The sequence below is a fragment of the Planctomyces sp. SH-PL14 genome (genome assembly GCF_001610835.1).
Taxonomy (GTDB): Bacteria; Planctomycetota; Planctomycetia; order Planctomycetales; family Planctomycetaceae; genus Planctomyces_A.
In genome coordinates this window covers 972,953-994,089 of the sequence record NZ_CP011270.1, presented here as the reverse complement: position 1 = coordinate 994,089, position 21,137 = coordinate 972,953, and the positions used below count along the sequence as shown (strand labels likewise).

Here is a 21,137-nt window from a genome sequence, read left to right as displayed (position 1 = left end):
CCGGGGAACCTATCATTATCAATTGATGTGTTCCAGGAGGTCTCCATGGGTGGCTGTCGGGCGTTTCGGGAGCAGTGTCGCGTCGACCGTCGCGGGCTCCTCCGGATCGGGATGCTCGGCGCGGGCGGGCTGACGCTCGAACAACTCCTCACCCACGAAGCGGCCCACGGAGCGGCGGCCCGCCGCGACCGGTCGGTCATCATCCTCTGGATGCGCGGCGGCCCGAGCCAGTTCGAGACCTGGGATCCCAAACCGCAGGCCCCGGTCGAGATCCGCGGAGAGTTTTCCCCGATCGACACCGCCGTGCCGGGGATTCAGGTGAGTGAGCACCTGCCGCGGTCGGCGAAGATCATGGACAAATGGTCCATCATCCGGAGCATGCACTATCGCCCCGAGGACGGCCGCCTCGACCACTCGACCGGGGACCAGGTCTGCTTCACCGGCCATCCGCCGGGGCCGATCCCCGACATCAACGTCTCGCCCAGTATCGGTTCGCAGATCAAGCGGCAGCTCCAGTCGCTCAACCCCCAGATGCCGGCCTACGTCATGGTGCCGCGGCATGTCCCCGGGACAAGCCCGGCGTATCTCGGCTCCCGCTGGGACGCCTTCGAGACGCAGGCCGATCCCGCCTCGTCACAGCCATTCGTCGTTCCGAACCTCCGCCTGCTGGAAGCGGTTTCGACCGACCGGATGCAGGACCGTCGGCGGCTGATGGAGAACCTCGATGCTCTGAAGCGCCGAGGCGGCACGGCGTCGATGGACTCCGTCGACGAGTTCCACCGGCAGGCGTCTGAACTGCTCGCGGGGACCGCCGTTCAGAAGGCCTTCGATCTCGATTCCGAGACAGCCGCGGTCCGCCAGCGATATGGGTTCTTCGGACAGTACATGTCCCGCGTCCGGGCTGGCGGCGACGCCCCAAACTGGCCGCAGCGGATGCTCCTGGCCCGGCGGCTCGTCGAGGCGGGGGTGCGGCTGGTGACGGTCGACTGCCGCTGGTGGGACACGCACGAAGACAACTTCTGGTCGCTCCAGAACGGTTTTCTTCCGCGGTGGGACCAGGCCTACTCCGCGCTGATCGAAGACCTCTCCGAGCGCGGGCTGCTGGAGACCACCCTTGTCGTGGCCTGGGGAGAAATGGGCCGAACGCCGCGGATCAACGCTGCCGCCGGCCGGGACCACTGGCCGCAGGTCATGAGCGTCGCCGTCGCCGGGGGCGGAGTGAAAGGGGGCCGCGTCGTCGGCAGCTCCGACCGCAACGGCGCGATCCCGCAGGACAACCCCAAGATCGTCCAGGACATGCTGGCGACGATCTACCGCCACCTCGGCGTCGATGTCACCCGCGAAACCGTCGACCACGCCGGCCGCCCGCACCCGATCCTGCCGTGCGGCGCTCCGATTACGGAGCTTTTCTGAGGAGGATTAAACACCAAGACACAAAGGTTGCACCAAGAACACAAAGGGGAAAGGGGCTAAAGCTGTCAGAGGGAGTGGGACACGAGCCCCTCTCCCTCTCCTTTGTGCCCTTTGTGACTTCCTGGTGTCTTGGTGTTTAACTCTTCGTCCCCTACCGCAGCGTCGCACCAAGCTGCTTCCCGCACGCGTCGATGACGGCGGCGGCGATCGGTTCGACGTCTTCGGTCTGGAGAGTCCGATCGGGCGACCTCAGCGACAGCGAGAGGACGTAGGACTTCTTTCCCGCCGGGATGTGCTTGCCGCGGTACTGCTCGACGAACGAGATCCGCTCGAGCAGCGGGCCGGCGACCGGACGGATCGCCGCTTCGAGCTGCTCCCAGGTGACCGCGTCGTCGAGGAGGAAGTTGAAGTCCCGCTGGATGGCATGGTGCTCGGGGAGCGGCTGGGCCTCGATCACCCACTGGGCCGACTGCACAAGCTGCAGGAAGTCGACTTCGGCGACGGTCAGCGCTTCGCGAAGCTTCAGCGGCTTGAGGGCCGGAGCGTCGCGATGAATCTCCCCCAGCAGACCCCAGGATGCGCCGTTCAGGAGCAGTTCCGCTCCGCGGCCGGGGACGAACTGCGGATGCTCGATCGCGCGGGTTTCCACTTTGGCTCCCGGAGCAAGACGCTGGGCGAGCCGGGTCAGGACGCCCTTGAGGCCAAGCAGGTCGCGTCCCGAGACGAGACCGATGCGGATCGGCTGCGTCTCCGGCTTCTCCGGCGCGGCGCCGAGGAAGACACGGGCGATTTCGAACAGGTCCGCGTCCAGATTCCCCTTCCGCTCGTTCGTCGCCCGGGCGGCAATGAGGCTGGGGATCAGCGTCGTCCGGACCGAGTTCCCGAAGTGACCGGCGTTCTTGTCGATCCGCAGCCGCTCCGGATCGCCGGGACGGTGGAACGTCTCGGCCAGTTCGTCGGTCGTGAAGGAGAACGTCAGCGCCTCGTCGAACCCGGCGGCGTTGAGGAACTCGCACGCGCGGTCGCGGGTCTTCTCCTCGGCGCTCCGCAGGCGGGAGACGACGGGGATCGGCCGGTTCTCGGGGATCTTGTCGTAGCCGGCAACGCGGGCAACCTCTTCAATGAGGTCGATCTCGCGGGTCAGGTCGCGGCGCCACGAGGGGGGACGGAAGGTCGCCTTCTCGTCGGTCGCCTTCCCCATCATCGGCAGGCCAAGGGCCGTCAGGATCCGGCAGCACTCCTCGCGGGGGATGTCGATGCCGAGAATCTTGCGGACGCGGGCGAAGCGGAGCTCGATGCTCGGCGGGTTCCATTCCGGAACGGTGCCGGCGACGACCGGCTCTTCGTAGAGCTCGCCTCCCGCCAGCTTGAGGATCAGCTCGCAGCAGCGACGGCTGGCCCAGTCCATCTGCCGGACGTTGATCCCCCGCTCGAAGCGGTACGACGACGGGCTGTGGAGCTTGAGCGAGCGGGCCGTGGCCCGGACGGAGAGCGGAGAGAAGTTCGCGACTTCGACGAGGACGTTCGTCGTCGCTTCCGTGATTTCGGTCTCCGCCCCTCCCATGACGCCGCCGATCGCCACCGGCCGCTCGGCATCGGCGATGACGCACATCTCGGACGTCACGGGGTAGGTCTGGTGATCGATCGCGACGAGCTTTTCGCCCGGGCGACCACGGCGGACGACGATCTGCTTGCCGCTCAGCTTGTCGAAGTCAAAGGCGTGCAGCGGCTGGCCGCACTCCATGAGGACGTAGTTCGTGATGTCGACGATGTTGTTGACCGGCTTATAGACCTCGAAGGTGCCATCCTTCCGCTTCTTCCGGAAGACGGTCTGCAGCCGGTCGATGAGCCACTGCGGCGAGGGGCCGACCTTGACGTTGCGGATGACGCGGGCGACGTACTGCGGGCAGAGGTCCTCGCACTCGTTCGTCACCGACGTCACCGTGTCGGTCTGCTCGGTCAGCTCCGCGATCTCGGGAGAGGGCATCGAGAAGTCGGAGCCGTAGAGGACGCTGATCTCGCGGGCGATGCCGAGATGCCCGAGCCAGTCGGCCCGGTTGCTCGTGACCTCCAGGTCCATGGCGACGTCGTCCCCCACCTCCTCGATCCACTCACTGTAGAGGCCGGCCAGCGTGAGGCGTTCGCCGACTTCGGCGGGAGCGGCGTCGAACGGGATGTAGTCGCGGAGCCAGTTGCGGCTGACGATCATGAGACCGGTACCTGAAAACGTGACGGGGGTTCCACCCCCGTCGTAAGTGCGCGAATCTTCGGCATCTCGTCCGCGCAAGCGGGCGTAAATGGGCCCCGCAGAATGGCAAAGGGAACGCGAACCTTCAACGATCCCAGTGGTTTGCCGGGTTTTTGGGCTTCGGCACGGGAATGGCTTCCGCCGCTTCATGGCACGCGGCAGATGTGCTCTCGCCCTTGCTGCTGCCCCTTTCCCGCGGATTGGCGTGACGCTCGTGAGCTCCGTCTCCGCGGACCCCCGCCTTCGAGATCTGCTGATCGTGATTATGACGTTGCGGCGCGGACTGTGTTTTCTCGTCCTTTGTCTCTCGGCTTCCGGCTGCGGCGGAGGCACCAAGCCGCCGGCTCCTCCCGAGAACCTTGTTCCGGCGTCGGGAACCGTGAAGCTCGGCGGCAAGCCGACCGCGGGGGTGGCCATCAAGGTCCTCCCGACCGGATCCACGAAGGGGCAGGGGGGCTGGGCGATCTCCGACGCGTCCGGCAACTTCAAGATCATGCACGCGACGCAGAAGGAAGGGATTGAGCCGGGGGACTACCGGGCGGTCTTCTCCCTGTTCATGACCCCCGCCGGCGAACCGCTTCCGCCGAACACCAGCCCCACGATGACGATGTCCGTGCAGGCGATCCCCGCTCCGTGGAGCGACCCCGGCTCCGTCGCGATGGCACAGTCGTTTTCCGTTCCCGCTTCGGGAAAGACCGACATGTCGTTCGAGCTTCCGGCGCCGAAGATTGCCAAGAAATAGCGCCTCGTGAAGCGGCGCCGGCCGTTCGTCGGCCGCGCGGCCCCTGCTCTCGAGATCGAGCTGCCGTCGGGGCGGTGGTCCCCGTTCGAGCGAATCACGTGGCTCCGTGCATTTCCGTTTTCTGACCTGTCCTTCCGAAAGTTCTGTGATGTCGATGCGACGGCGCGGTTTTACGTTGATCGAACTTCTGGTGGTGATCGCGATCATCGCCGTCCTGGTGGCGATCCTGCTGCCCGCGGTGCAGCAGGCGCGGGAAGCGGCGCGGAAGTCGCAGTGCCAGAACAATCTCAAGCAGCTCGGGATCGCGCTCCACAGTTACCTGGAGACCTACCTGGTCTTCCCCTACGCGACCTCCAACACCGGACGGGGGGCCTCGCCGGCCCTCGTCACAAACGCCACGGGGCTGGTTTCCCTGCTCCCCTACATCGACCAGGGACCGCTCTTCAACAAGTACAACCCGAACGAGGCGGCGGGGAACTTCAATCCCGCCGGAGGATATCTCGTCGGCGGAGGAGCCACGGCGACGGGCAACGGAGTCCTGGCGGCGACGCGGATCGCCGCCTACCTCTGTCCCAGCGACGACGGGCCGCAGTTTCATCCGAGCTTCGACGGCAGCTACGGCTGTCTGGCGAACGTCCCGTCGTACCGGACCAGCTACCACTTCAGCGTCGATTACAACACGGCCCTCGGTTACCCCTATGTCTGGTCGGGGCTGGACCGCCTGACCCGCGCCATGTTCGGCGCCTCGTCCGCTTCGACCCCCCGGGACGTGCCGGACGGCCTGAGCAACACCATCGCGATGAGCGAGACGACTCTCGACGTCCACGACGGCAAGACGCCCTCCTGGTCCTGCGCGCAGCACGTCGGGGGCGGGATCTCGTTCTCGGTCAATGACAACGGCCCGATCAACAACTGGTACTGCTGTGTCTGGCAGACTCCGGCGAACACCAACTTCAAGCCCGGCCGCCTGGGCGAATGGGGCTCGCCGGGGAGCACGCACGTCGGCGGCCTGAACGTCGTCCTGGGAGACGGTTCCGTCCGCTTCATCAGCGAGAACCTCGACACCATCACCCGCCAGCGCCTCGGATACGTCGGCGATGGCAAGGCGATCGGCGAGTTCTAAGGCGATACCGCCGGCCCGCAGCCGCAGGCCGTGATCCGCTCCGGCGTCTTCACGGCGATGGATCGACCGGCGTCATGGATTCCGCAGGAGGCACTTTTCCGCAGGAGATTATTGGCGGCTTCGGCAGGGTTCCCCGTCGAAGCCGCCACCGTCCGTCCGACTCTCGCCAGGGTTCAACCGTCCGCCTCCGGCGCGCGGTTCGGGCTCCGGCGAGATTCGATGTTGAGCGTCGTCCTTTCTTCCGGGCGTCGTTTTGACCGCCCGGTTCAACAGTTCCTGTCTCAGGAGTCGTTCATGTTGATTCAGCGGCGCGGGTTCACTCTCATCGAACTGCTCGTTGTGATCGCGATCATCGCGGTTCTGGTGGCGATCCTCCTCCCCGCCGTCCAGCAGGCCCGGGAGGCGGCGAGAAAGTCCCAGTGCCAGAACAATCTCAAGCAGATCGGGATCGCGCTCCACAGCTATCACGAAGCGCACGGCGTCCTCCCCTATGCTTCGGCCGCGCATGGGAACTGTGGTCCCGTCACCACCAATCACACCGGCTGGATCTCGCTGCTCCCCTATGTCGATCAGGGGCCGCTGTTCAACAAGTTCGACATGAACCAGGCGTCCGGCAACTGGAACTGGGGCGGGTTCCCCCTGGCGGGCGGCGGAGTCTCCGGCACGGGGAACGGACCGCTCACCGGCACCCGGCTGGTGACGCTCCTGTGCCCCTCCGATGACGGGAAGGACACGTTTCCCGGTTTCGACGGCAACTATGGGTGCGCGCCGGGGATCCCCTCCTACAAGTCGAGCTACCAGTTCGTCGTGACGAATGGCGGGACCTGGGGCTGCTCGTACTGGGTCAACGAGGCGCTCGACACCCGGTCCATGTTCGGTGTCGGTTCCCGCTGCACGATGCGCGACGTCAAGGACGGGACCAGCAACACGATCGCCGTGGTCGAGAACACCCTGGAAGTCTACGACGGATTCACCGGCTCGTGGGCCTGCGCGCAGCACGTGGGGATCGGCGTGCAGGTTGCCTATCCGCCGAACGGGACGCCGAACAACTGGTACTGCTGCAACTGGCAGACGCCGGCGAACACGAACTTCCGTCCCGGCAAGAGCGGCGAATGGGGCTCGCCGGGGAGCGTCCACACCGGCGGCTACGACGCGGTCATGGCGGACGGCAGCGTGCGGTTCATCAGCGAGAACCTCGACTCGCTGACGCTCAACCGGCTGGGCTGGATGGCGGACGGGAAGGCGATCGGCGAGTTCTAGCGGCCTCCCGCGGTGTCATGGGCGGATCGGCAGCGTTTCACGCCGGTGAAACTTGTCTATGATCCGCCGCATGTCACGCATGCCATCCCTGTCGATGGCCGTCCTGATCTCCGGCGGCGGCACGACTCTTCGCAACTTCACCGACTCGATCCGGCGGCGGGAGCTTCCGGTCCGGATCCCGCTCGTCATCGCCAGCCGCCGCTGTCGCGGCGTCGACCTCTGTCGCGAGCTCGGCCTGCGGTGCGACGTCGTGAGCCGCCGCGAATGCGGGTCGATCGCCGAATTCAGCGACCGGATCTTCCGCCTCGTCCGTGAGGCGGAGTGCGGTCTGGTGACGCTGGCCGGGTTCCTCTCCCGCATCGAGATCCCGACGGATTTCGAGGGGAAGGTGATGAATATCCATCCCGGTCTCATCCCCTCGTTCTGCGGCCAGGGGATGCACGGCCACCACGTCCACGAGGCGGTCCTTGATCGGGGCGTGAAGATCTCGGGCTGTACCGTGCACTTTGCGGACAACGAGTACGACCACGGCCCGATCATCCTCCAGCGGGTCGTGCCGGTCGCCGACGATGACTCTCCCGAGACGCTCGCGGCCCGCGTCTTCCGGGCCGAGTGCGAGGCCTATCCCGCGGCGATCCGGCTGTTCGCCGAGCAGCGTCTCGAGATCTCCGGCAGCCGCGTCCGAATCCGGCCGGCCGGCCATCCCGCGGCGGAACAAACGGCGTCCTGAGCAAATCGGTTCAGGGCCGCAGGAACGGAACCGGGGCGCGGACGAACTGTTCGGAAGTGGAGGAACAGCAGCCGCGTTCCGAGCGAAAAGTGCCCGGCAACAGGAACAGAGAAAGGCGGGCCAGCTCTTCTCCGCTCAACCGCTGCCGGGCAGGTGCTTCGTATCGTCTGCCGCGAGCAACTTCAACAGGCCGGACGCGTTTCTTTCCCGCGATTCACCAAGTCGGCAACCGGCGGTCCAGCCGCGCGGAAAAGGGGAGCGTTTCCGCCGAATTGACTGACCGGCCAGTCACTTCCGGTGGCTTCCACGGACGTGCCGCCGAAGTCGACTTGCTCACGGCATTTCGCGAGCCACATGCCGGGATTCGGAGCCGTTCACGATGGGGGTCTTCGATGCTTCGCCGGAGCGCTCCCGGACGTACTGCGGCACGCCGTAGCCCGGCAGCCGTTCCCGCAGCTGCTCGATGAGGGAGAGCCCTTCACGCTCGTCGACCTCGAAGTGGGCCGCGCCGGCGACGCGGTCGAGCTGATGCAGGTAGTAGGGCATGACGCCCGCGTTGATGAGCTTCCGCGACAGCTCCTCGAGAACCTCGGCGCGATCGTTCACTCCTCGGAGCAGCACCGCCTGGTTGAGCGTCGGGATGCCGGATCGGACGAGCCGGGTGAGGGCATCGCGGCAGTCCCCCTCGATCTCGGCGGGGTGGTTGGCGTGGACGACGAAGATCGGCTGGAGGCGCGTTCCCTGGAGCAGCTGGAGGAAGTCGTCCGTGATCCGGTCGGGAAGGACGATCGGCAGTCGGGAGTGGAACCGGATGCGGGCGAGGTGCGGGATCGCTTCGAGTCGGCTGAGGATCTCGGCGAGGCGCTGGTCGGTGAGCATGAGGGGATCGCCGCCGCTCAGGATGACTTCGTCGATGGAGTCGTCGGCGGCGATGGCTTCGAAGGCGGGCTCCCAGTCGCTCATCCGGCGGGGTTCTTCGCCGTAAGGGTAGTGCCGGCGGAAGCAGTAGCGGCAGTGAACGGCGCAGGCGCCGGTCGTGACCAGGAGGACGCGGCCGGCGTACTTGTGGAGGAGGCCGGGGGCGGAGCGGGCGGCGTGGTCTCCGACGGCGTCGGGCTGGAAGCCAGGGACCTCGTCGTCTTCGGCGGCGAGGGGGAGGACCTGGAGGAGGAGGGGATCGTGGGGGTCCCCGGGGCGCATCCGGGCGAGGTAGCTCTCGGGGACCATGACGGGGAAGTGGCGGGCGGCGGCGCGAGCGGGTTCGCGGAGTGTGTCGGCCAGACCGAGGCGGGTAATGAGGATCTCGGGGTCGCGGATGGCTTGTGCGAGGGAGGCGGCCCAGGGTGCGCGTTCGCGCGGTTCGGTGGGGCTGGAGGCGGGGGGAGTCGCGGCAGTCATGAAGTCATTGGGAGGCAGAGGACGAAGTGGAGCATCGTAGCGGATCGGTCCGCCGCATTTCAGTTCCGCCCCCTCATCCACCGGGTCCAGGGGCACCCTGGTGGGGAGTGCAGAGGGGCAACGCCCCTTTGCCCGCCGGAGGCCGTCTCGCCGGACAATGTCTGAAGGAGTGAGTATCCAAGCGCGGACAACGTGCCGGATGCCCTCTCACCTAACCCACGGGGACTGCGGAGCGAGCGGTGAGTCCTCAACGCCGGTACCACAAAGGGGACATCCGTCGTGTACCACGGTTCCTCACCGGAATGCCTCCGGCGGCAAGGGGGCGTGGCCCCCTTGACCCCGGCTGCCGTCGCACGTTGGGCTTGAGCTATCAACGCCGTGCCGGCAAGGACGTCGCTGGATTCTCATGGAGCCAGCTCGGCGATGAGCGCCATGTACGCCTCCGACACCGCCGGCATCGCGCCCGGCAGACTCGCCACCAGCGTCCCGACCCGATTCGCGAACGTCGCAGCCCGCACCAACGGCCAGCGGTGGAGCTGGGCATACAGATACGCCGCCGTGAACGCGTCCCCCGCGCCGACGGGATCCGGCTTCTCGATCCGCTGCCCGGGAACAGCGGCCGTCTCATCGCCAGCGAGAACCAGGCACCCCTCCGCAGCCCGGGTCACAATCGTCTGCTCGATGCCGTACTCCACGGCCAGGAAGCGATGGAACCCCTCCGCCTGCTCCGCAAACGGACGCGTCGAGTCGACAGGCCGCCCCAGCAGCCCGGCAATGACCGGGACTTCCTCGTGATTGACCTTGATCACGCGGGCATGTCGGATCGACCACTCGACAACGTCGCGGCTGAAATAGGACTGCCGCAGATTGACGTCATACACCCGCAGACAATCGGGCCGTGTCGCCCCCAGCGCCTCCCGCACCGCCTCCCGGGACACCGGAGAGCGCTGCGCCAGCGACCCGAAGCAGACGCCGTCCGCCGACCGCATCAACGTCAGGAGCGCCTCGGTCCCCTCCAGGAAGTCCCACGCGACATCGGCGTGGATCGTGTAGTCCACGCCGCCCGTCGTATTCGTCCGGGCCGTGACGGTGCTCGTCGGATGCACGGGGTCGCGCTGGATGTGATCGACCGCCAGGCCGCAGTCCGCCAGCGCCGCCAGGAGCTCGTCCCCCAGCGGATCGGTCCCGACCCGCGAGGCAACGATCCCGCGGCAGCCGAGCTGATTCGCGTGATAGGCGACATTGGATGGCGCCCCGCCGGTGTGCCGGCCGGTCGGAAAGATGTCCCAGAGCACTTCGCCAAGACCGACGACGACGGGGGGCATGACCTCTCCAGGGAGCCATCGGGCTCAGGCAAGACGCGCGGGCGAGCGGCCTCATTCGAACAGCGCCGCCACCGTTTCTCGATTCAGAGCGAACACTGTCCGGGGAGGGACTCACTCATCCTGATAGCGGACAAGTCCATCCACGATCGTATAGCGGACCCGGCCCCGCATCGTCTGTCCGTGGAACGGCGTGTTGCCGCTCTTCGACCGGAACCGGGACGCATCGACCGTCCAGGCGACATCCGGATCAAAGATCGTCAGGTCGGCATCGGCTCCCGCCTGAAGCGTTCCCTTCGTGATCAGGCCGTACAGCCGCGCGGGACCGATCGTGAACTTCGACAGGAGCTCGCCCCAGGTGAGGTACCCCGGCTCGATTAGCGCCGCCCGGCAGGCGGACAGCGCCGTCTCGAGCCCGATGATCCCGAACGGGACGACATCCAGCTCCCGGGCCTTCTTCTCCGCCGCCACCGGCGTGTGATCCGACGAGATGATCTCGATCGTCCCGTCCTTGAGTCCGGCGATCAGCGCCTCGATGTGCGTCTGCGTACGGAGCGGCGGGTCGAGCTTGTAGTTCGCCCCGTACGAGGTCATGGCCTCGTCGGTCAGCAGCAGGTGGGCGGGCGTCACGTCCGCGCTCACCGCGATCCCCCGGTTGCGGGCCTCGCGCAGCTCGTCGACGCTGCGCCGCGACGAGATCCCGGTCAGGTGAATCCGGCCCCCGGTCAGCTCGGCGAGAGCAATGTCGCGGCGGACCATGATCTCTTCCGCGGCGGTCGGCATCCCGCGGAGTCCGAGGACCGCGGAGTGGAACCCCTCGTTCATCACTCCGCCGGTGACGAGCTCCGGCACCTGCGGATGATGCAGGATCGGCTTGCTCCACATGCTGCAGTACTGCAGCGCCCGCCGCATGACCTCGGCATTCGCCAGCGGCCGCTTGCCATCGGTGAACCCGACCGCCCCGCCGGCGACCAGCTGGCCGATCTCCGCCAGCTCCTGGCCTTCGGTCCCTTTGGTCACCGCACCCAGCGGGAGGACGTTGCAGTGCCCGGCCCGTTCCGCCTGCCGGGCGACGAACTCCGCCGCCGCGCGGGTCTCGACGACCGGCTGCGTATCGGGAAGGCTGGCGATCGTCGTGAAGCCCCCGGCGACCGCGGCCGAGGTCCCCGATTCGATCGTCTCATCCTCTTCGAACCCCGGCTCGCGAAGGGCAACCCGGCAATCGATCCAGCCCGGCGAAACGATCAGGCCGACGGCGTCGATCACCGGACAGTCCGTCACCGGCACCGCCCCCTCGGGGGCGATCAGCCCGTTGCGGACCAGAAGGTCTCCGCGGCGGTCCGTCCCGGAGGAGGGATCGATCAGGCGTCCGTTGCGGATCCAGAGTTCGCTCATGACTTCCAATAGGGCCTTCAGAAACGGAAAGGACTCAGGGCCGAGCCGGCGCTCGCCCAAAACGTCCTCATCCCGACACCGCTTCCTTGAGCAGCGACATGCACGCCATGCGAACGACGAGCCCGTTGCTGACCTGGTTCAGGATCACCGAGTTCGGTCCGTCGGCGACGCTGGGGGTGATCTCGACGCCGCGATTGATCGGGCCGGGAGCGAGCACGACCACGTCCTCCGGAGCCCGGTTCAGACGCTCCTCGGTCATGGCATACAGGTGGGCGTATTCGCTGATCGAGGGGAAGAACGCCCCCCGCTGCCGCTCGAACTGAACCCGCAGCAGGTTGACGCAGTCGGATTCTTCGAGGACATCGTCGAAGTTGTGCCGGATCTCGACGCCGAGCGCCTGGAACTCCGTCGGGACGAGCGTCGGCGGTCCGCACAGGATGACCCGCGCGCCGAGCTTGGTCAGTCCCCAGATGTTCGACCGGGCAACCCGGCTGTGCTTGATGTCGCCGACGAGGGTCACGGTGAGCTTCGAGAAGTCCGGCCCCTTCCGCTCCTGGATCGTGAAGATGTCGAGCAGCCCCTGCGTCGGGTGTTCGTGCGTGCCGTCCCCGGCGTTCAGGACGCTGCACTCGAGGTTGGCCGAGAGCAGCGCGGGGGTCCCCGAGGTGCTGTGACGGACCACCATCTGCTGGACCCCCATCGCCTGGATCGTCAGCGCGGTGTCGAGGAACGTCTCCCCCTTCGTCAGGCTGCTGGTCGAGGCGGTGAAGTCGACGGTGTCGGCCCCCAGACGCTTGGCCGCGAGGCTGAAGCTGGTCTTCGTCCGGGTCGAGGGCTCGAAGAACAGGTTCGCGACCGTGACGCCGCGGAGGTCGTCCAGCTTCTGGCCGCCGGCGCACCGCTCCTTGTAACGGGCCGCCTCGGCGAGAATGGTGCGGATCTCGTCGGCCGAGAGGTCCTGGAGGCCGAGCAAATGGCGTCGCGTCCAGCGGGGACGGTCGACGGAGGGGAGAGTGTGTGGCATAGATTTGCGACGCGGGTGGCCGGATGGTATCGAGGCCGGGGGCAAACTTCAAATTGCCTCAACTGTGCGTAAGTGGCTGATGTGAAGTCTCTTGCGTCGCGGGCTCGAAGAAAAGATCCGCTTTCCGGACGGAAAGCGGCGGAATCTTGTACGAACCCTCGCGGCCGCGCCCACTAATCCAGTGAGAACCCGTTTTCCCGAGCCCGCCGCCGGTCCGAACCGCGGCGCGAAGGAAACTCCGGAGGTGTGCGATGCGACTGACCCTGCGAACCCTGCTGGCCTATCTGGACGACGTCCTCGATCCGACCTCCGCGAAAGACATCGGGCAGCGGATTCAGGAAAACTCCGCCGCCATGGAGCAGGTGGAGCGGATTCGCGCCGTCCTCCGGAAGCGGCGGATCGGCGCCCCCGAGATTGCCGGCCCGGGATCGGGTCCGGATCCGAACATCGTCGCCGAATACCTCGACAACACGCTCACGCCGGAAGCGATCGCCGAGCTGGAAAAGCTCTGCCTCGATTCCGACATGCATCTGGCGGAGGCGGCCGCCTCACACCAGATCCTGTCGATCGTCCTCGGAGAACCGATCGAAGTCCCGGCCACGCTCAAGGAGCGGATGTACGCCGTGGGACACGTCACCCGTTCGATTGAAACGGTCCCCGCGGCCGATGCGGCCCGTTCCGGCGCCGTGGCGGCGGGAACCGCAGCCGGCGCGGGAGTCGTGGCCGCCGGAGCTCCTTCCAGCGCAGCGCGGATTGAGCCGCAGATTCCCGACTATCTCCGCCGGAAACCGTGGGGCTCGCGGATCACCGCCGGGCTGCTCGTGGCCCTCGGCCTCGGCTGGCTGGTCTGGGTTCTCAACGATCAGTCGCTCAAGCCGACGGTTCCCTCCGACGCGCTCGCTCAAGGCGACGTTCCGTCCCCCCCCGCAGAGCCCGCTCCCGGCGAGACCCCCGCTCCGTCCGCCCCGGCCCCCGCCGTCGCGGACGGAAACCTCGTCCCCCCGGTCCCCGACCTGAACGAACCGGCCCCGGCGGTCCCCCCGATGGCGGGGACGACCGCTGTCGTGGCCACCGCCCCGATCGCGAAGCCGTCCGAGATGGCCGCCGCCCCGGCCCCTCCCGTTCCCGCGACGACCCCGGAACCGATGCCTCCCGTCCCCGTGCCGGCCACGACGCCGATGCCGGCTCCCATGCCCGCGGCGACGGTTCCCCCCGCTCCCATGCCGGGAACCGTGCCGGCTCCTCCGGCCCCGATGCCTCCTGTTGCGCCGGCGGTGCCGCCGCTCAAGTTCGCGGACATTCTCTACGGCAGCACGGACGGCGTGGCCCTCCTCCAGCAGGCGGGGGACTGGACGGTCCTGCCGCGGCGGTCGGTCATCCATGCCCAGGAGACGATCGGCGTCCCCGAGCCGTTTGACGCCACCTTCCAGATCGAAGGGGGCAAGCTCGATCTCACCGCGTTCGGCGAGACGGCAGTCCGTTTCTCGCCGTCCACGCCGGCGGTCTCCTTCGGCGTGGTCATCTCGCGAGGAAAAGTCCTGATCACGCGGACGTCGGTCCCGGCCGATCCGCCGGTCAAAATGCAGCTCACCGTCGCCGGACGGGTCTACGAAGTGACGTTCCCGGAAGCCAACACGGTGGTCGGCCTCGACGTCGTTCCTCCGCAGCCGTTCGGCCGGCCCGCCGACGGCATGCCGCTCCCGGTCGCGGGGGGACTCGTCGTCTCCCGCGGCAGCGTGACGGTCCAGCCCGCCGGGGGAGCGGCGGTGGCGATCCGTCCCGACGCCGGGGAGCTGACCTGGATGGAACTGGCGGCCGGCAAGGCCCAGGGGCAGCTCAAGGCCCTTCCGGCCTGGATGGTCCCGGGCGGGATCAAGGTGACGCCGACGCAGAAGCAGTTCGCCCGGTCCTTTGAGAAGGAATTCGCCCTCGAGCAGACGGTCAGTCAGAGCATCCCGGCGGTGTCGAAGTCCGACATCGCCCGGATGGCGGAAGCGGCGGTCCGGACGCTGACCCTGACCGGAAACTACCGCGAGCTCGTCCGGTCCCTGCAGTCGAAGCATGAGGAGGCGCGGATCGCCGCCATCATCGGACTGCGGGAGTGGCTGGCGGAGAACCCGCAGAACGAAGTCCTGCTGACCGAAGAGGTCGGACGGGTGTTCCCCGACAGCGACGTGCCGGGGGTGATCACGCTGCTGTGGGGCTTCCCGCCGCAGGCCGCGCGGGACCCGCAGGCGTCGCGGCAGATCGTTGATGTCCTGACCCATGACGACATCGCGATCCGCGAACTCGGATTCTTCCACCTTGTCACGCTCACCGGCAAGACGTACAGCTATAAGCCAGTGCTTCCCAAGGGGCAGCGGGATGCCGCGTATGCCCGCTGGGAAGAGCATCTCAAGAAGGTCGGAGCCCTCCTGCCTCCTGAGATGCAGTGAAGATATCCTCGCCGGGTGCAGAGACTCCCGGCGAGACGGTGGAGAGATTCGTGTCGGAAAGTCCCCCGCGGGTGTGGCGCGCTCCTCTTGAGAACTATGGCGTCCTGACAAGTCATTCCCTGGCGGATGCGATCCGCACCGCCAGGGCGACCCGGGCGCGGCTGGACGGGAGCGAACTCCGCTGGGGAGCCGGTTCTCTCGGGCTCTTCCGTCGACAAATCCGGACCGAACTCGCCGAACTGTCGAGCGGCGTAATGTCGGGCTGGGGAATTTCCTCCCCGGCCTTCGATCCGGACGCGCCGCTGATCGCAACGGGGCACCAGCCGGAGTTCTTTCACCCGGGTGTCTGGGCCAAGAACATCGCCGCCTCCCGCGTCGCCCGGGCCCTTGAGTCCTCCGCCTGGAACCTGATCGTCGACAACGACCTGCTCGCGCGGGCCGCCGTCGCCGCGCCGGCGGGGACGGTCGAGACGCCGCGGCTCGTCGAGGTTCCGTTCGATACGCCCCACTCCGCAGGCCCCTGGGAAGAGGCGGCGATCCAGTCGCCGGAGACCTTCGCGGCCTTCAACGAAGTAGTGCGGGGCGCGATGCAGCCGTGGGGGATCGATCCCATCGGGCTGCCGTCGCTCGCTGACTCGATGGCACTCAGCGAGAAGAGGCTGGCTCAGGTCGCCGCGAAGGCGCGAATCGAAAGGGAAGCCGCCTGGAACTGCCGCAACCGGGAACTGCCCCTGAGTGTCGTCGGGGACTCGGCCGGTTTCCGCCTCTTCGCCGCGGTCCTGCTCCGTCAGGCGGCGGAGTTTCGAGCTGCCCACAATGCGGCACTCGACCGCTACCGCTGGCGACACAAGGTCCGCAACGCGATGCGGCCGATGCCCGACCTCCAGGTGTGGGAGGGGCGGGTCGAGACCCCGTTCTGGATCTGGAAGGCGGGCGCCACGCACCGCGGCCGGCTGTTCATTCGCTGGCGCGACGGCCGATTCGCGGAAGTCTACCGGGACCAGGAGCGGATCGACGAATGGGACCTTTCGGCCAGCGACGGCCCCGAGGCGATCGCCGAAGCGCTGGGGCGGCTCTCGGCGGCGGGCTGGAAAATCCGGACGCGGGCCCTGACGACGACGCTCTTCGCCCGGCTGTGCCTGTGCGACCTGTTCCTCCACGGCATCGGCGGGGCCCTCTACGACGAAGTGACCGACGACATCCTCCGGACCTGGCTCGGCATTGAACCGCCCCCCTACATGGTCCTGACCGCCACCCTCCGGCTGCCGATCGCCGGGGATTCGTCCCCGACCCTCCCCCGTCCGCACGACCTGCGGTGGCGGCTTCGGGACCAGCAATGGAATCCGGAGCGTTACCTCCCGGACGGCGAAGGCGCGGAGGCGCTCGGGAAAAAACTGGACGTCGTGGAGCGAATGGCCGCCCCGTCGGGGGGCGAAAGAACGAGTTCCGCGCTGGAACTGGCATTTCTGAGGACCGTCTGGCGGTCGCAGGTCGAGTCCTCGGTCCAGGCGGCGCAGGCCGATCTCGCCCGGAGCGAGGCCCGCGAGCTCTCCACGCGGAGGCTCGGAAGCCGGGATTTTGCCTGGCCGCTGCACCCGCGGGCGAATCTGGAACAGTTGTGGGAACGGATCGAGCGGCACCTGGAGAAGTGATCCCCCTCACCGGAGCGAAGTTCCGGCTGTCGGAAAGGTCACGAAGGGGCCGCGGTCTCCAGTCTTTCGAACGGAGACGGCAATTTGTCACCGCACGGCGATGCAAAAACTTGCGTCATTCGGCCTTAAGAAATACAGTCCAAAACAGAGCGCAGGCCGCGACGGCGGGTCCTGCAGTGGCTTCCTCGGTTTCCTGTCCCCCAGGTGATTGACGAGCGAGGCCAGTGCGCCCGGCCTCATTCAGGGATGATGGATCTGGCACGGCTGCGTCGGGAGAAGGGGGACCTAAGGGAGTTTGCCTGTGTATATCGCCGCCTCCACCCGGTGTTTCTGGGATCTGCCGATCTTCGATGCGTGCCAGCAGATCGCCGAGCTGCATTTCGACAAGGTGGAACTCTGGCTCGACAAAGCCGCCACCCACTTTTCCCTGCAGAAGCTGATCAGCGACCCGGAGCGGTTCGCCGTCGAATTCCGCGAACAGACCCGCCTGGCCCCCGTGGCGATCTGCTTCGAAGGGGACCCCGAGATCGTCGCCTTCCCGCTCGTCTGCCGGGCCGCCAAGACGCTGAGGATCACGCAGATCACGATCCCGTCGCCGGTGGTCGGGACGCCGTTCAACATGGAAGTCGACCGGCTGCGGGAGATCGTCCGGATCGCCGTTGCCGAAGGGGTCCGGGTCTCGCTGAAGACCGAAGCCCGTCGTCTGACGGAAGACCCCCACACGGCGGTCGAGCTCTGCCAGTCGGTGAAGGGGCTGGGGATCACCTTCGATCCGAGCTACTTCATGGCCCAGAATCTCGACAAGATTTCCGAACTGGTCGCTCCCTACACGTACCACATGCACCTGCGGGACTCGACCGCCCAGGAACTGCAGACCCAAGTCGGCCTCGGCGAGCTCGACTACGGCAAGCTGATCTCGGTCCTCGAGCGGTACAACTACGACCGCGGCCTGAGCGTCGAACTCCTTCCGGAGAAGACGGCGCCGGACCAGCGGGGCCTGGAAATGCGGAAGCTGCGGATGCTCCTCGACACGCTGCTGTAACGGCCGGTGCGTCGCGGTCAGTCGAAGCGGTGGACCCATCCCGCCGCTTCCAGCGGGCTGACCCGTCCGCTGCGGTCCTGAATCCAGCATCCCTCGCCCGCCTCGATCCGGCCGACCTCCGTCAGCCACGCGAGATCGGGCGAGTTTCGCATCCGGTCGGCGTCTTCCGGTCCGACCGCCAGCAGCAGTTCAAAGTCTTCGCCATCTCCGAGGGCGTGCCGCAGGCGTTCTTCGGCCGGGAACGCGGGATCGACATCGGCGTGGACCGGGATCTGGTCGGCGATGAGCACCGCCCGGACGCCGCTTTCCGTCGCGATATGGCCCAGGTCGGACGAGATTCCGTCGCTGAGATCGATCAGGGCGTGCAGGTCGAACCGCTCGTGAAGGAGCGCAGCCTCGCGCAGTCGCGGCTCGAAGGTCAGGTGCCGTCCCGACGGCAGACTTCCTCCTACGGGACCGGTCACGAACAGCCGGTCCCCAGGCCGCGCCCCCGCCCGACGGACGGGGCCTTTCGCCGACGACTCCCCAAGCAGCGTGACGTTGAGAACGAGCGGCCCGTCCCAGGCGTTCGTGTCCCCCCCGGCAATCGAAACCTCGTACCGCTCGGCCAGCTCGTTCATCCCCTCGTAGAGCCCCTCGGCCAGCCGCCGGCCGCCGCTCTGCGGCAGGGCGAGGCTGATGAAGGCCGCCGTCGGGCGGCCCGCCATCGCCGCGATATCGCTGAGATTCACCCCCAGCGCCTTGCGGCCGATCTGCTGCGGCGTCGCCGTCTCCAGCCGGAAGTGCCGCCCTTCCATCAGCATGTCGGTCGTCACGAGCACCTGCCGCCCCCCCGCCGGGCCGTTCAGGATGGCGGTGTCGTCCCCGATCCCGGTCGCAACAGGCTCGCGAATCTGGGTGTGCTGGCGAATCCAGTCAATCAGGGAGAACTCGTCGCGACTCGGCATCAGTGGGGACCAGGGGAGAGCGAAATTTCTCCTCACAGGTTAGCCGCGGCCGACGCCGAGATCGCCTCCGGGGGTCGGCGTCGGTCCCGAATCTCGCGAATCCACGTCGAGCGCAGGGCCGGAAAGTCCGCATTGTCTCCAAACCCTTCCCGTCAGTAGGATTCCGCCTCATTTCCGTCCGCCGACGAAGGGAGTCCGGGGCGGTCGATGTTCTTCTCCGCCATCAAGAGCGTCTGGAGCTTCTGTTCGGCAGTCCTGCTGCTGGCGCTATTGGTCTGCGCCGCCGAAGTGGGCTTGCGGTGCCGGAAGGTCTCGGAGACGTGCTCCACGGCGGGTCCGGAACGGGTCCACGAAACGCTTCTTGAAGATGTCTGCCGGCCGAGCCGGACGACCTATCTCGAACCGATCCCCGGCAAGCGGCTGCTCCGCGCCCACCCCGATACCGGCCAGGACATCGAGATCCGCCTGAACGATTTCGGCCTCCGCGCGCCGGTCGTCGCCATCCCCAAGCCCGCCGACGTCTACCGCGTCCTGCTCCTCGGCGACGACATGGTCTTCGGCTCGGAGGTCTACACCGACGAGCTCGTCTCCGCGCAGCTCGAGCAGATCCTCAAGTCGACCTCGCCGCGGCGGATCGAAGTCCTCAACGCCGCGATCCCCGGGGGCTGCCCGCTCCAGGCCGCGCTGTGGGTCCGCCACACGCTCCTGTGCCTCCAGCCCGATCTCGTCGTCCATCATTTCGACATGAGCGACATCGCGGACGACTACGCGATGCGGACCTTCGTCCTGATGGGGAAGGACCGCGCCCCCCGGTGTGCAATTCATCCCGGTCTGCAGGAGACCCGCACCGACCTGGCCCGCGGCCTGCGCGAGCATTTCCTGACGATCGAGTGGGCCGAGCTCCAGCTCGCCGAGATCTGGGCCCGGCGATCCTCTCCCCGGACCCGCTCCGACCTGGGCGATCCGCTGAACCGCTACCGCTGGCTCGAAGACACGCCCCCCGACTGGTCGATCCCGATTCAGCACGCGATCGAAGCCCTCGGGCACGTCCGGAAGTCGCTCCCGGAGAACGTCGCCTACGTCGTGACGACCTGCCCCAAGCCGTGGCAGATCTCGGAAGACGCCTGCCCGTCCGTTGAAGTCCGGACCCGTGAAGGGGTCCGCCCCCGCGCCGTCTATGCCAGCCGGCGCCCCTTCGAGCTCGTGAGCGACTTCTGCCAGGAGGCCCAGATCCCGTGCCTCGCCTGCGATGAGGCGTTCCGGCGATCGCAGGAGCCCGAGCGGCTGTATCTCGATCGCTCGCCCGGCCTCTCCGCCGCAGGGCACGCTCTCTATGCCCAGCAGATCGCGGAGTTCGTGGTCCGGCAGGTCCCGGGACCGTGGAGCCGGCCGCATTCCGAAGGCTCCGCCGGGGGCTCGGAGATTCTGAAGGCCGAGTGGGCCGCGCCGGGCCGCGACTGAGAATCCGACTTGGGGAGGTGTTGTTAAACACCAAGGCACCAAGGGGGCACAAAGGGCACGAAGTTTCGTCTCCGGTCTGAGTCCTTTGTGACCGTTGAGCCCGCTTTGACTCTTTGTGTTTCACTCTGCGAAACACTTCCCGGCGAGGCGGCAACGGGTACGATCTTTTACGCACTTGATTGACCGCGCCCCCCCTTTTTTGAGGTACACCGTGCATCTGACTCGCATTGATCTTCCGGAGCCGAAGCGGGCGACCGTGACCCGCATTCTGAACGGGCGGCTGGCCGAGCTGATCGATCTCAAGCTCCAGATCAAGCAGGCCCACTGGAACGTCAAGGGGCCGAACTTCATCTCGCTGCACAAGCTGTTCGACGAATTCGCTGGCGCAGTCGAGGAGCAGATCGACGAGACCGCTGAGCGGATCACCGCCCTGGGGGGAACGGCCGAGGGGACCCTGGCCGCCGTTGCCAGCCGGACGTCGCTGCCGGCCTACAGCGTGACGCTGACGAGCGGACGGGGGCATATCGACGCCTTGGCGAGTGCGATGGCGGCCGTCGGAAAAGTCACGCGGCTGGCGATCGACGAAACTGCCGGCCTGGGTGACGCCGACTCGGCCGATCTGTTGACGGGAATCTCGCGGGAGCTCGACAAGCAGCTGTGGTTCCTGGAAGCCCATCTGCAGTCGCCGGAGTGAGGACCCGTCCTGGCCGGCACAGCTCTGCTCGCTCAAACCCATCGTGCGACGGCAGTCTGGGGTCAAGGGGGGCTGTGTTGTTTTCTTGGCCCCCTTGCCGCCGGAGGCATTTTCGTCGCGGAACCATGGGACACAACGGATGTCCCCTTTGTGGTACCAGCTATGAGGACTCCCTCAATCCACACCGCTCGCTTTGCAATTCCCGCGGGTTGGTGAGTGGGCATCCAGCACGTTGTCCGCGCTTGGATACG

Annotated in this window: 16 protein-coding genes; 10 read left to right on the top strand and 6 right to left on the bottom strand. The window is 67.2% G+C overall.

Annotated features, from left to right (window positions below; all coding sequences use genetic code 11):
* Nucleotides 1–45: 45 nt before the first annotated feature.
* The gene (locus VT03_RS04045) at nucleotides 46–1,413 is read left to right on the top strand and encodes a DUF1501 domain-containing protein (RefSeq protein ID WP_075096912.1); all 1,368 of its coding nucleotides are present in this window, start codon (nucleotides 46–48) and stop codon (nucleotides 1,411–1,413) included.
* A 151-nt stretch (nucleotides 1,414–1,564) separates the two neighbouring features.
* Here VT03_RS04045 and pheT read toward each other — a convergent pair whose 3' ends face one another.
* A complete protein-coding gene (pheT, locus tag VT03_RS04040; RefSeq protein WP_075091806.1) occupies nucleotides 1,565–3,622 on the bottom strand; it encodes a phenylalanine--tRNA ligase subunit beta in 2,058 nt (685 codons plus the stop codon).
* A 253-nt stretch (nucleotides 3,623–3,875) separates the two neighbouring features.
* On the opposite strand from pheT, the gene VT03_RS34065 reads away from it, so the two are divergent.
* The 4 genes from VT03_RS34065 (at nucleotide 3,876) to VT03_RS04020 (ending at nucleotide 7,516) form a co-directional block, all read left to right on the top strand.
* Nucleotides 3,876–4,403 carry a hypothetical protein gene (locus VT03_RS34065; RefSeq protein WP_197489187.1) on the top strand — a complete coding sequence of 176 codons (528 nt, stop codon included), beginning with the start codon at nucleotides 3,876–3,878 and terminating at the stop codon, nucleotides 4,401–4,403.
* 148 nt (nucleotides 4,404–4,551) lie between these two features.
* Nucleotides 4,552–5,526, top strand: coding sequence for a DUF1559 domain-containing protein (locus VT03_RS04030; RefSeq protein ID WP_075091804.1), 975 nt, complete (start codon nucleotides 4,552–4,554; stop codon nucleotides 5,524–5,526).
* A 294-nt stretch (nucleotides 5,527–5,820) separates the two neighbouring features.
* Nucleotides 5,821–6,786, top strand: coding sequence for a DUF1559 domain-containing protein (locus VT03_RS04025; protein WP_075096911.1), 966 nt, complete (start codon nucleotides 5,821–5,823; stop codon nucleotides 6,784–6,786).
* Nucleotides 6,787–6,865: 79 nt separating this feature from the next.
* Complete coding sequence (locus VT03_RS04020; RefSeq protein ID WP_231870593.1) at nucleotides 6,866–7,516, top strand: phosphoribosylglycinamide formyltransferase; 651 nt, start codon at nucleotides 6,866–6,868, stop codon at nucleotides 7,514–7,516.
* Between the two features lie 333 nt (nucleotides 7,517–7,849).
* Here VT03_RS04020 and epmB read toward each other — a convergent pair whose 3' ends face one another.
* From epmB to VT03_RS04000, 4 genes are all read right to left on the bottom strand, one after another.
* Nucleotides 7,850–8,932: an EF-P beta-lysylation protein EpmB gene (gene epmB, locus VT03_RS04015; protein WP_075096910.1), complete on the bottom strand. Its 1,083-nt coding sequence runs from the start codon at nucleotides 8,930–8,932 to the stop codon at nucleotides 7,850–7,852.
* Nucleotides 8,933–9,318: 386 nt separating this feature from the next.
* The gene (locus VT03_RS04010) at nucleotides 9,319–10,239 is read right to left on the bottom strand and encodes a carbohydrate kinase family protein (protein ID WP_075091802.1); all 921 of its coding nucleotides are present in this window, start codon (nucleotides 10,237–10,239) and stop codon (nucleotides 9,319–9,321) included.
* Between the two features lie 111 nt (nucleotides 10,240–10,350).
* Nucleotides 10,351–11,631 (bottom strand): dihydroorotase, encoded by a 1,281-nt coding sequence (locus VT03_RS04005; RefSeq protein ID WP_075096909.1) that lies wholly within the window; start codon nucleotides 11,629–11,631, stop codon nucleotides 10,351–10,353.
* 67 nt (nucleotides 11,632–11,698) lie between these two features.
* Nucleotides 11,699–12,655 (bottom strand): aspartate carbamoyltransferase catalytic subunit, encoded by a 957-nt coding sequence (locus VT03_RS04000; protein ID WP_075091801.1) that lies wholly within the window; start codon nucleotides 12,653–12,655, stop codon nucleotides 11,699–11,701.
* 251 nt (nucleotides 12,656–12,906) lie between these two features.
* Here VT03_RS04000 and VT03_RS03995 point away from each other — a divergent pair, with 251 nt between their 5' ends.
* The 3 genes from VT03_RS03995 (at nucleotide 12,907) to VT03_RS03985 (ending at nucleotide 17,784) form a co-directional block, all read left to right on the top strand.
* Complete coding sequence (locus VT03_RS03995; protein ID WP_075091800.1) at nucleotides 12,907–15,090, top strand: hypothetical protein; 2,184 nt, start codon at nucleotides 12,907–12,909, stop codon at nucleotides 15,088–15,090.
* Nucleotides 15,091–15,140: 50 nt separating this feature from the next.
* A complete protein-coding gene (locus VT03_RS03990) occupies nucleotides 15,141–16,742 on the top strand; it encodes a hypothetical protein (RefSeq protein ID WP_156514273.1) in 1,602 nt (533 codons plus the stop codon).
* A gap of 301 nt (nucleotides 16,743–17,043) precedes the next feature.
* Complete coding sequence (locus VT03_RS03985; RefSeq protein ID WP_075091798.1) at nucleotides 17,044–17,784, top strand: sugar phosphate isomerase/epimerase family protein; 741 nt, start codon at nucleotides 17,044–17,046, stop codon at nucleotides 17,782–17,784.
* Between the two features lie 17 nt (nucleotides 17,785–17,801).
* On the opposite strand, the gene VT03_RS03980 is transcribed toward VT03_RS03985, so the two are convergent.
* On the bottom strand, nucleotides 17,802–18,731 hold the full coding sequence (locus VT03_RS03980; protein ID WP_075091797.1) for a thiamine-phosphate kinase: 930 nt from the start codon (nucleotides 18,729–18,731) through the stop codon (nucleotides 17,802–17,804).
* Between the two features lie 207 nt (nucleotides 18,732–18,938).
* On the opposite strand from VT03_RS03980, the gene VT03_RS03975 reads away from it, so the two are divergent.
* Together VT03_RS03975 and dps are read left to right on the top strand one after the other, a co-directional pair.
* A complete protein-coding gene (locus tag VT03_RS03975) occupies nucleotides 18,939–20,192 on the top strand; it encodes a hypothetical protein (RefSeq protein WP_075091796.1) in 1,254 nt (417 codons plus the stop codon).
* Between the two features lie 211 nt (nucleotides 20,193–20,403).
* Complete coding sequence (gene dps / locus VT03_RS03970) at nucleotides 20,404–20,886, top strand: DNA starvation/stationary phase protection protein Dps (RefSeq protein WP_075091795.1); 483 nt, start codon at nucleotides 20,404–20,406, stop codon at nucleotides 20,884–20,886.
* Nucleotides 20,887–21,137: the final 251 nt, after the last annotated feature.

Coding starts and splice junctions, on each gene's coding strand:
- VT03_RS04020 (WP_231870593.1), top strand. CDS start 6,866: ATGCCATCCCTGTCGATGGCCGTCCTGATCTCCGGCGGCGGCACGACT.
- VT03_RS04030 (WP_075091804.1), top strand. CDS start 4,552: ATGTCGATGCGACGGCGCGGTTTTACGTTGATCGAACTTCTGGTGGTG.
- VT03_RS03975 (WP_075091796.1), top strand. CDS start 18,939: ATGTTCTTCTCCGCCATCAAGAGCGTCTGGAGCTTCTGTTCGGCAGTC.
- VT03_RS04005 (WP_075096909.1), bottom strand. CDS start 11,631: ATGAGCGAACTCTGGATCCGCAACGGACGCCTGATCGATCCCTCCTCC.
- VT03_RS04025 (WP_075096911.1), top strand. CDS start 5,821: ATGTTGATTCAGCGGCGCGGGTTCACTCTCATCGAACTGCTCGTTGTG.
- VT03_RS03980 (WP_075091797.1), bottom strand. CDS start 18,731: ATGCCGAGTCGCGACGAGTTCTCCCTGATTGACTGGATTCGCCAGCAC.
- VT03_RS04010 (WP_075091802.1), bottom strand. CDS start 10,239: ATGCCCCCCGTCGTCGTCGGTCTTGGCGAAGTGCTCTGGGACATCTTT.
- pheT (WP_075091806.1), bottom strand. CDS start 3,622: ATGATCGTCAGCCGCAACTGGCTCCGCGACTACATCCCGTTCGACGCC.
- VT03_RS04000 (WP_075091801.1), bottom strand. CDS start 12,655: ATGCCACACACTCTCCCCTCCGTCGACCGTCCCCGCTGGACGCGACGC.
- VT03_RS04045 (WP_075096912.1), top strand. CDS start 46: ATGGGTGGCTGTCGGGCGTTTCGGGAGCAGTGTCGCGTCGACCGTCGC.
- VT03_RS03995 (WP_075091800.1), top strand. CDS start 12,907: ATGCGACTGACCCTGCGAACCCTGCTGGCCTATCTGGACGACGTCCTC.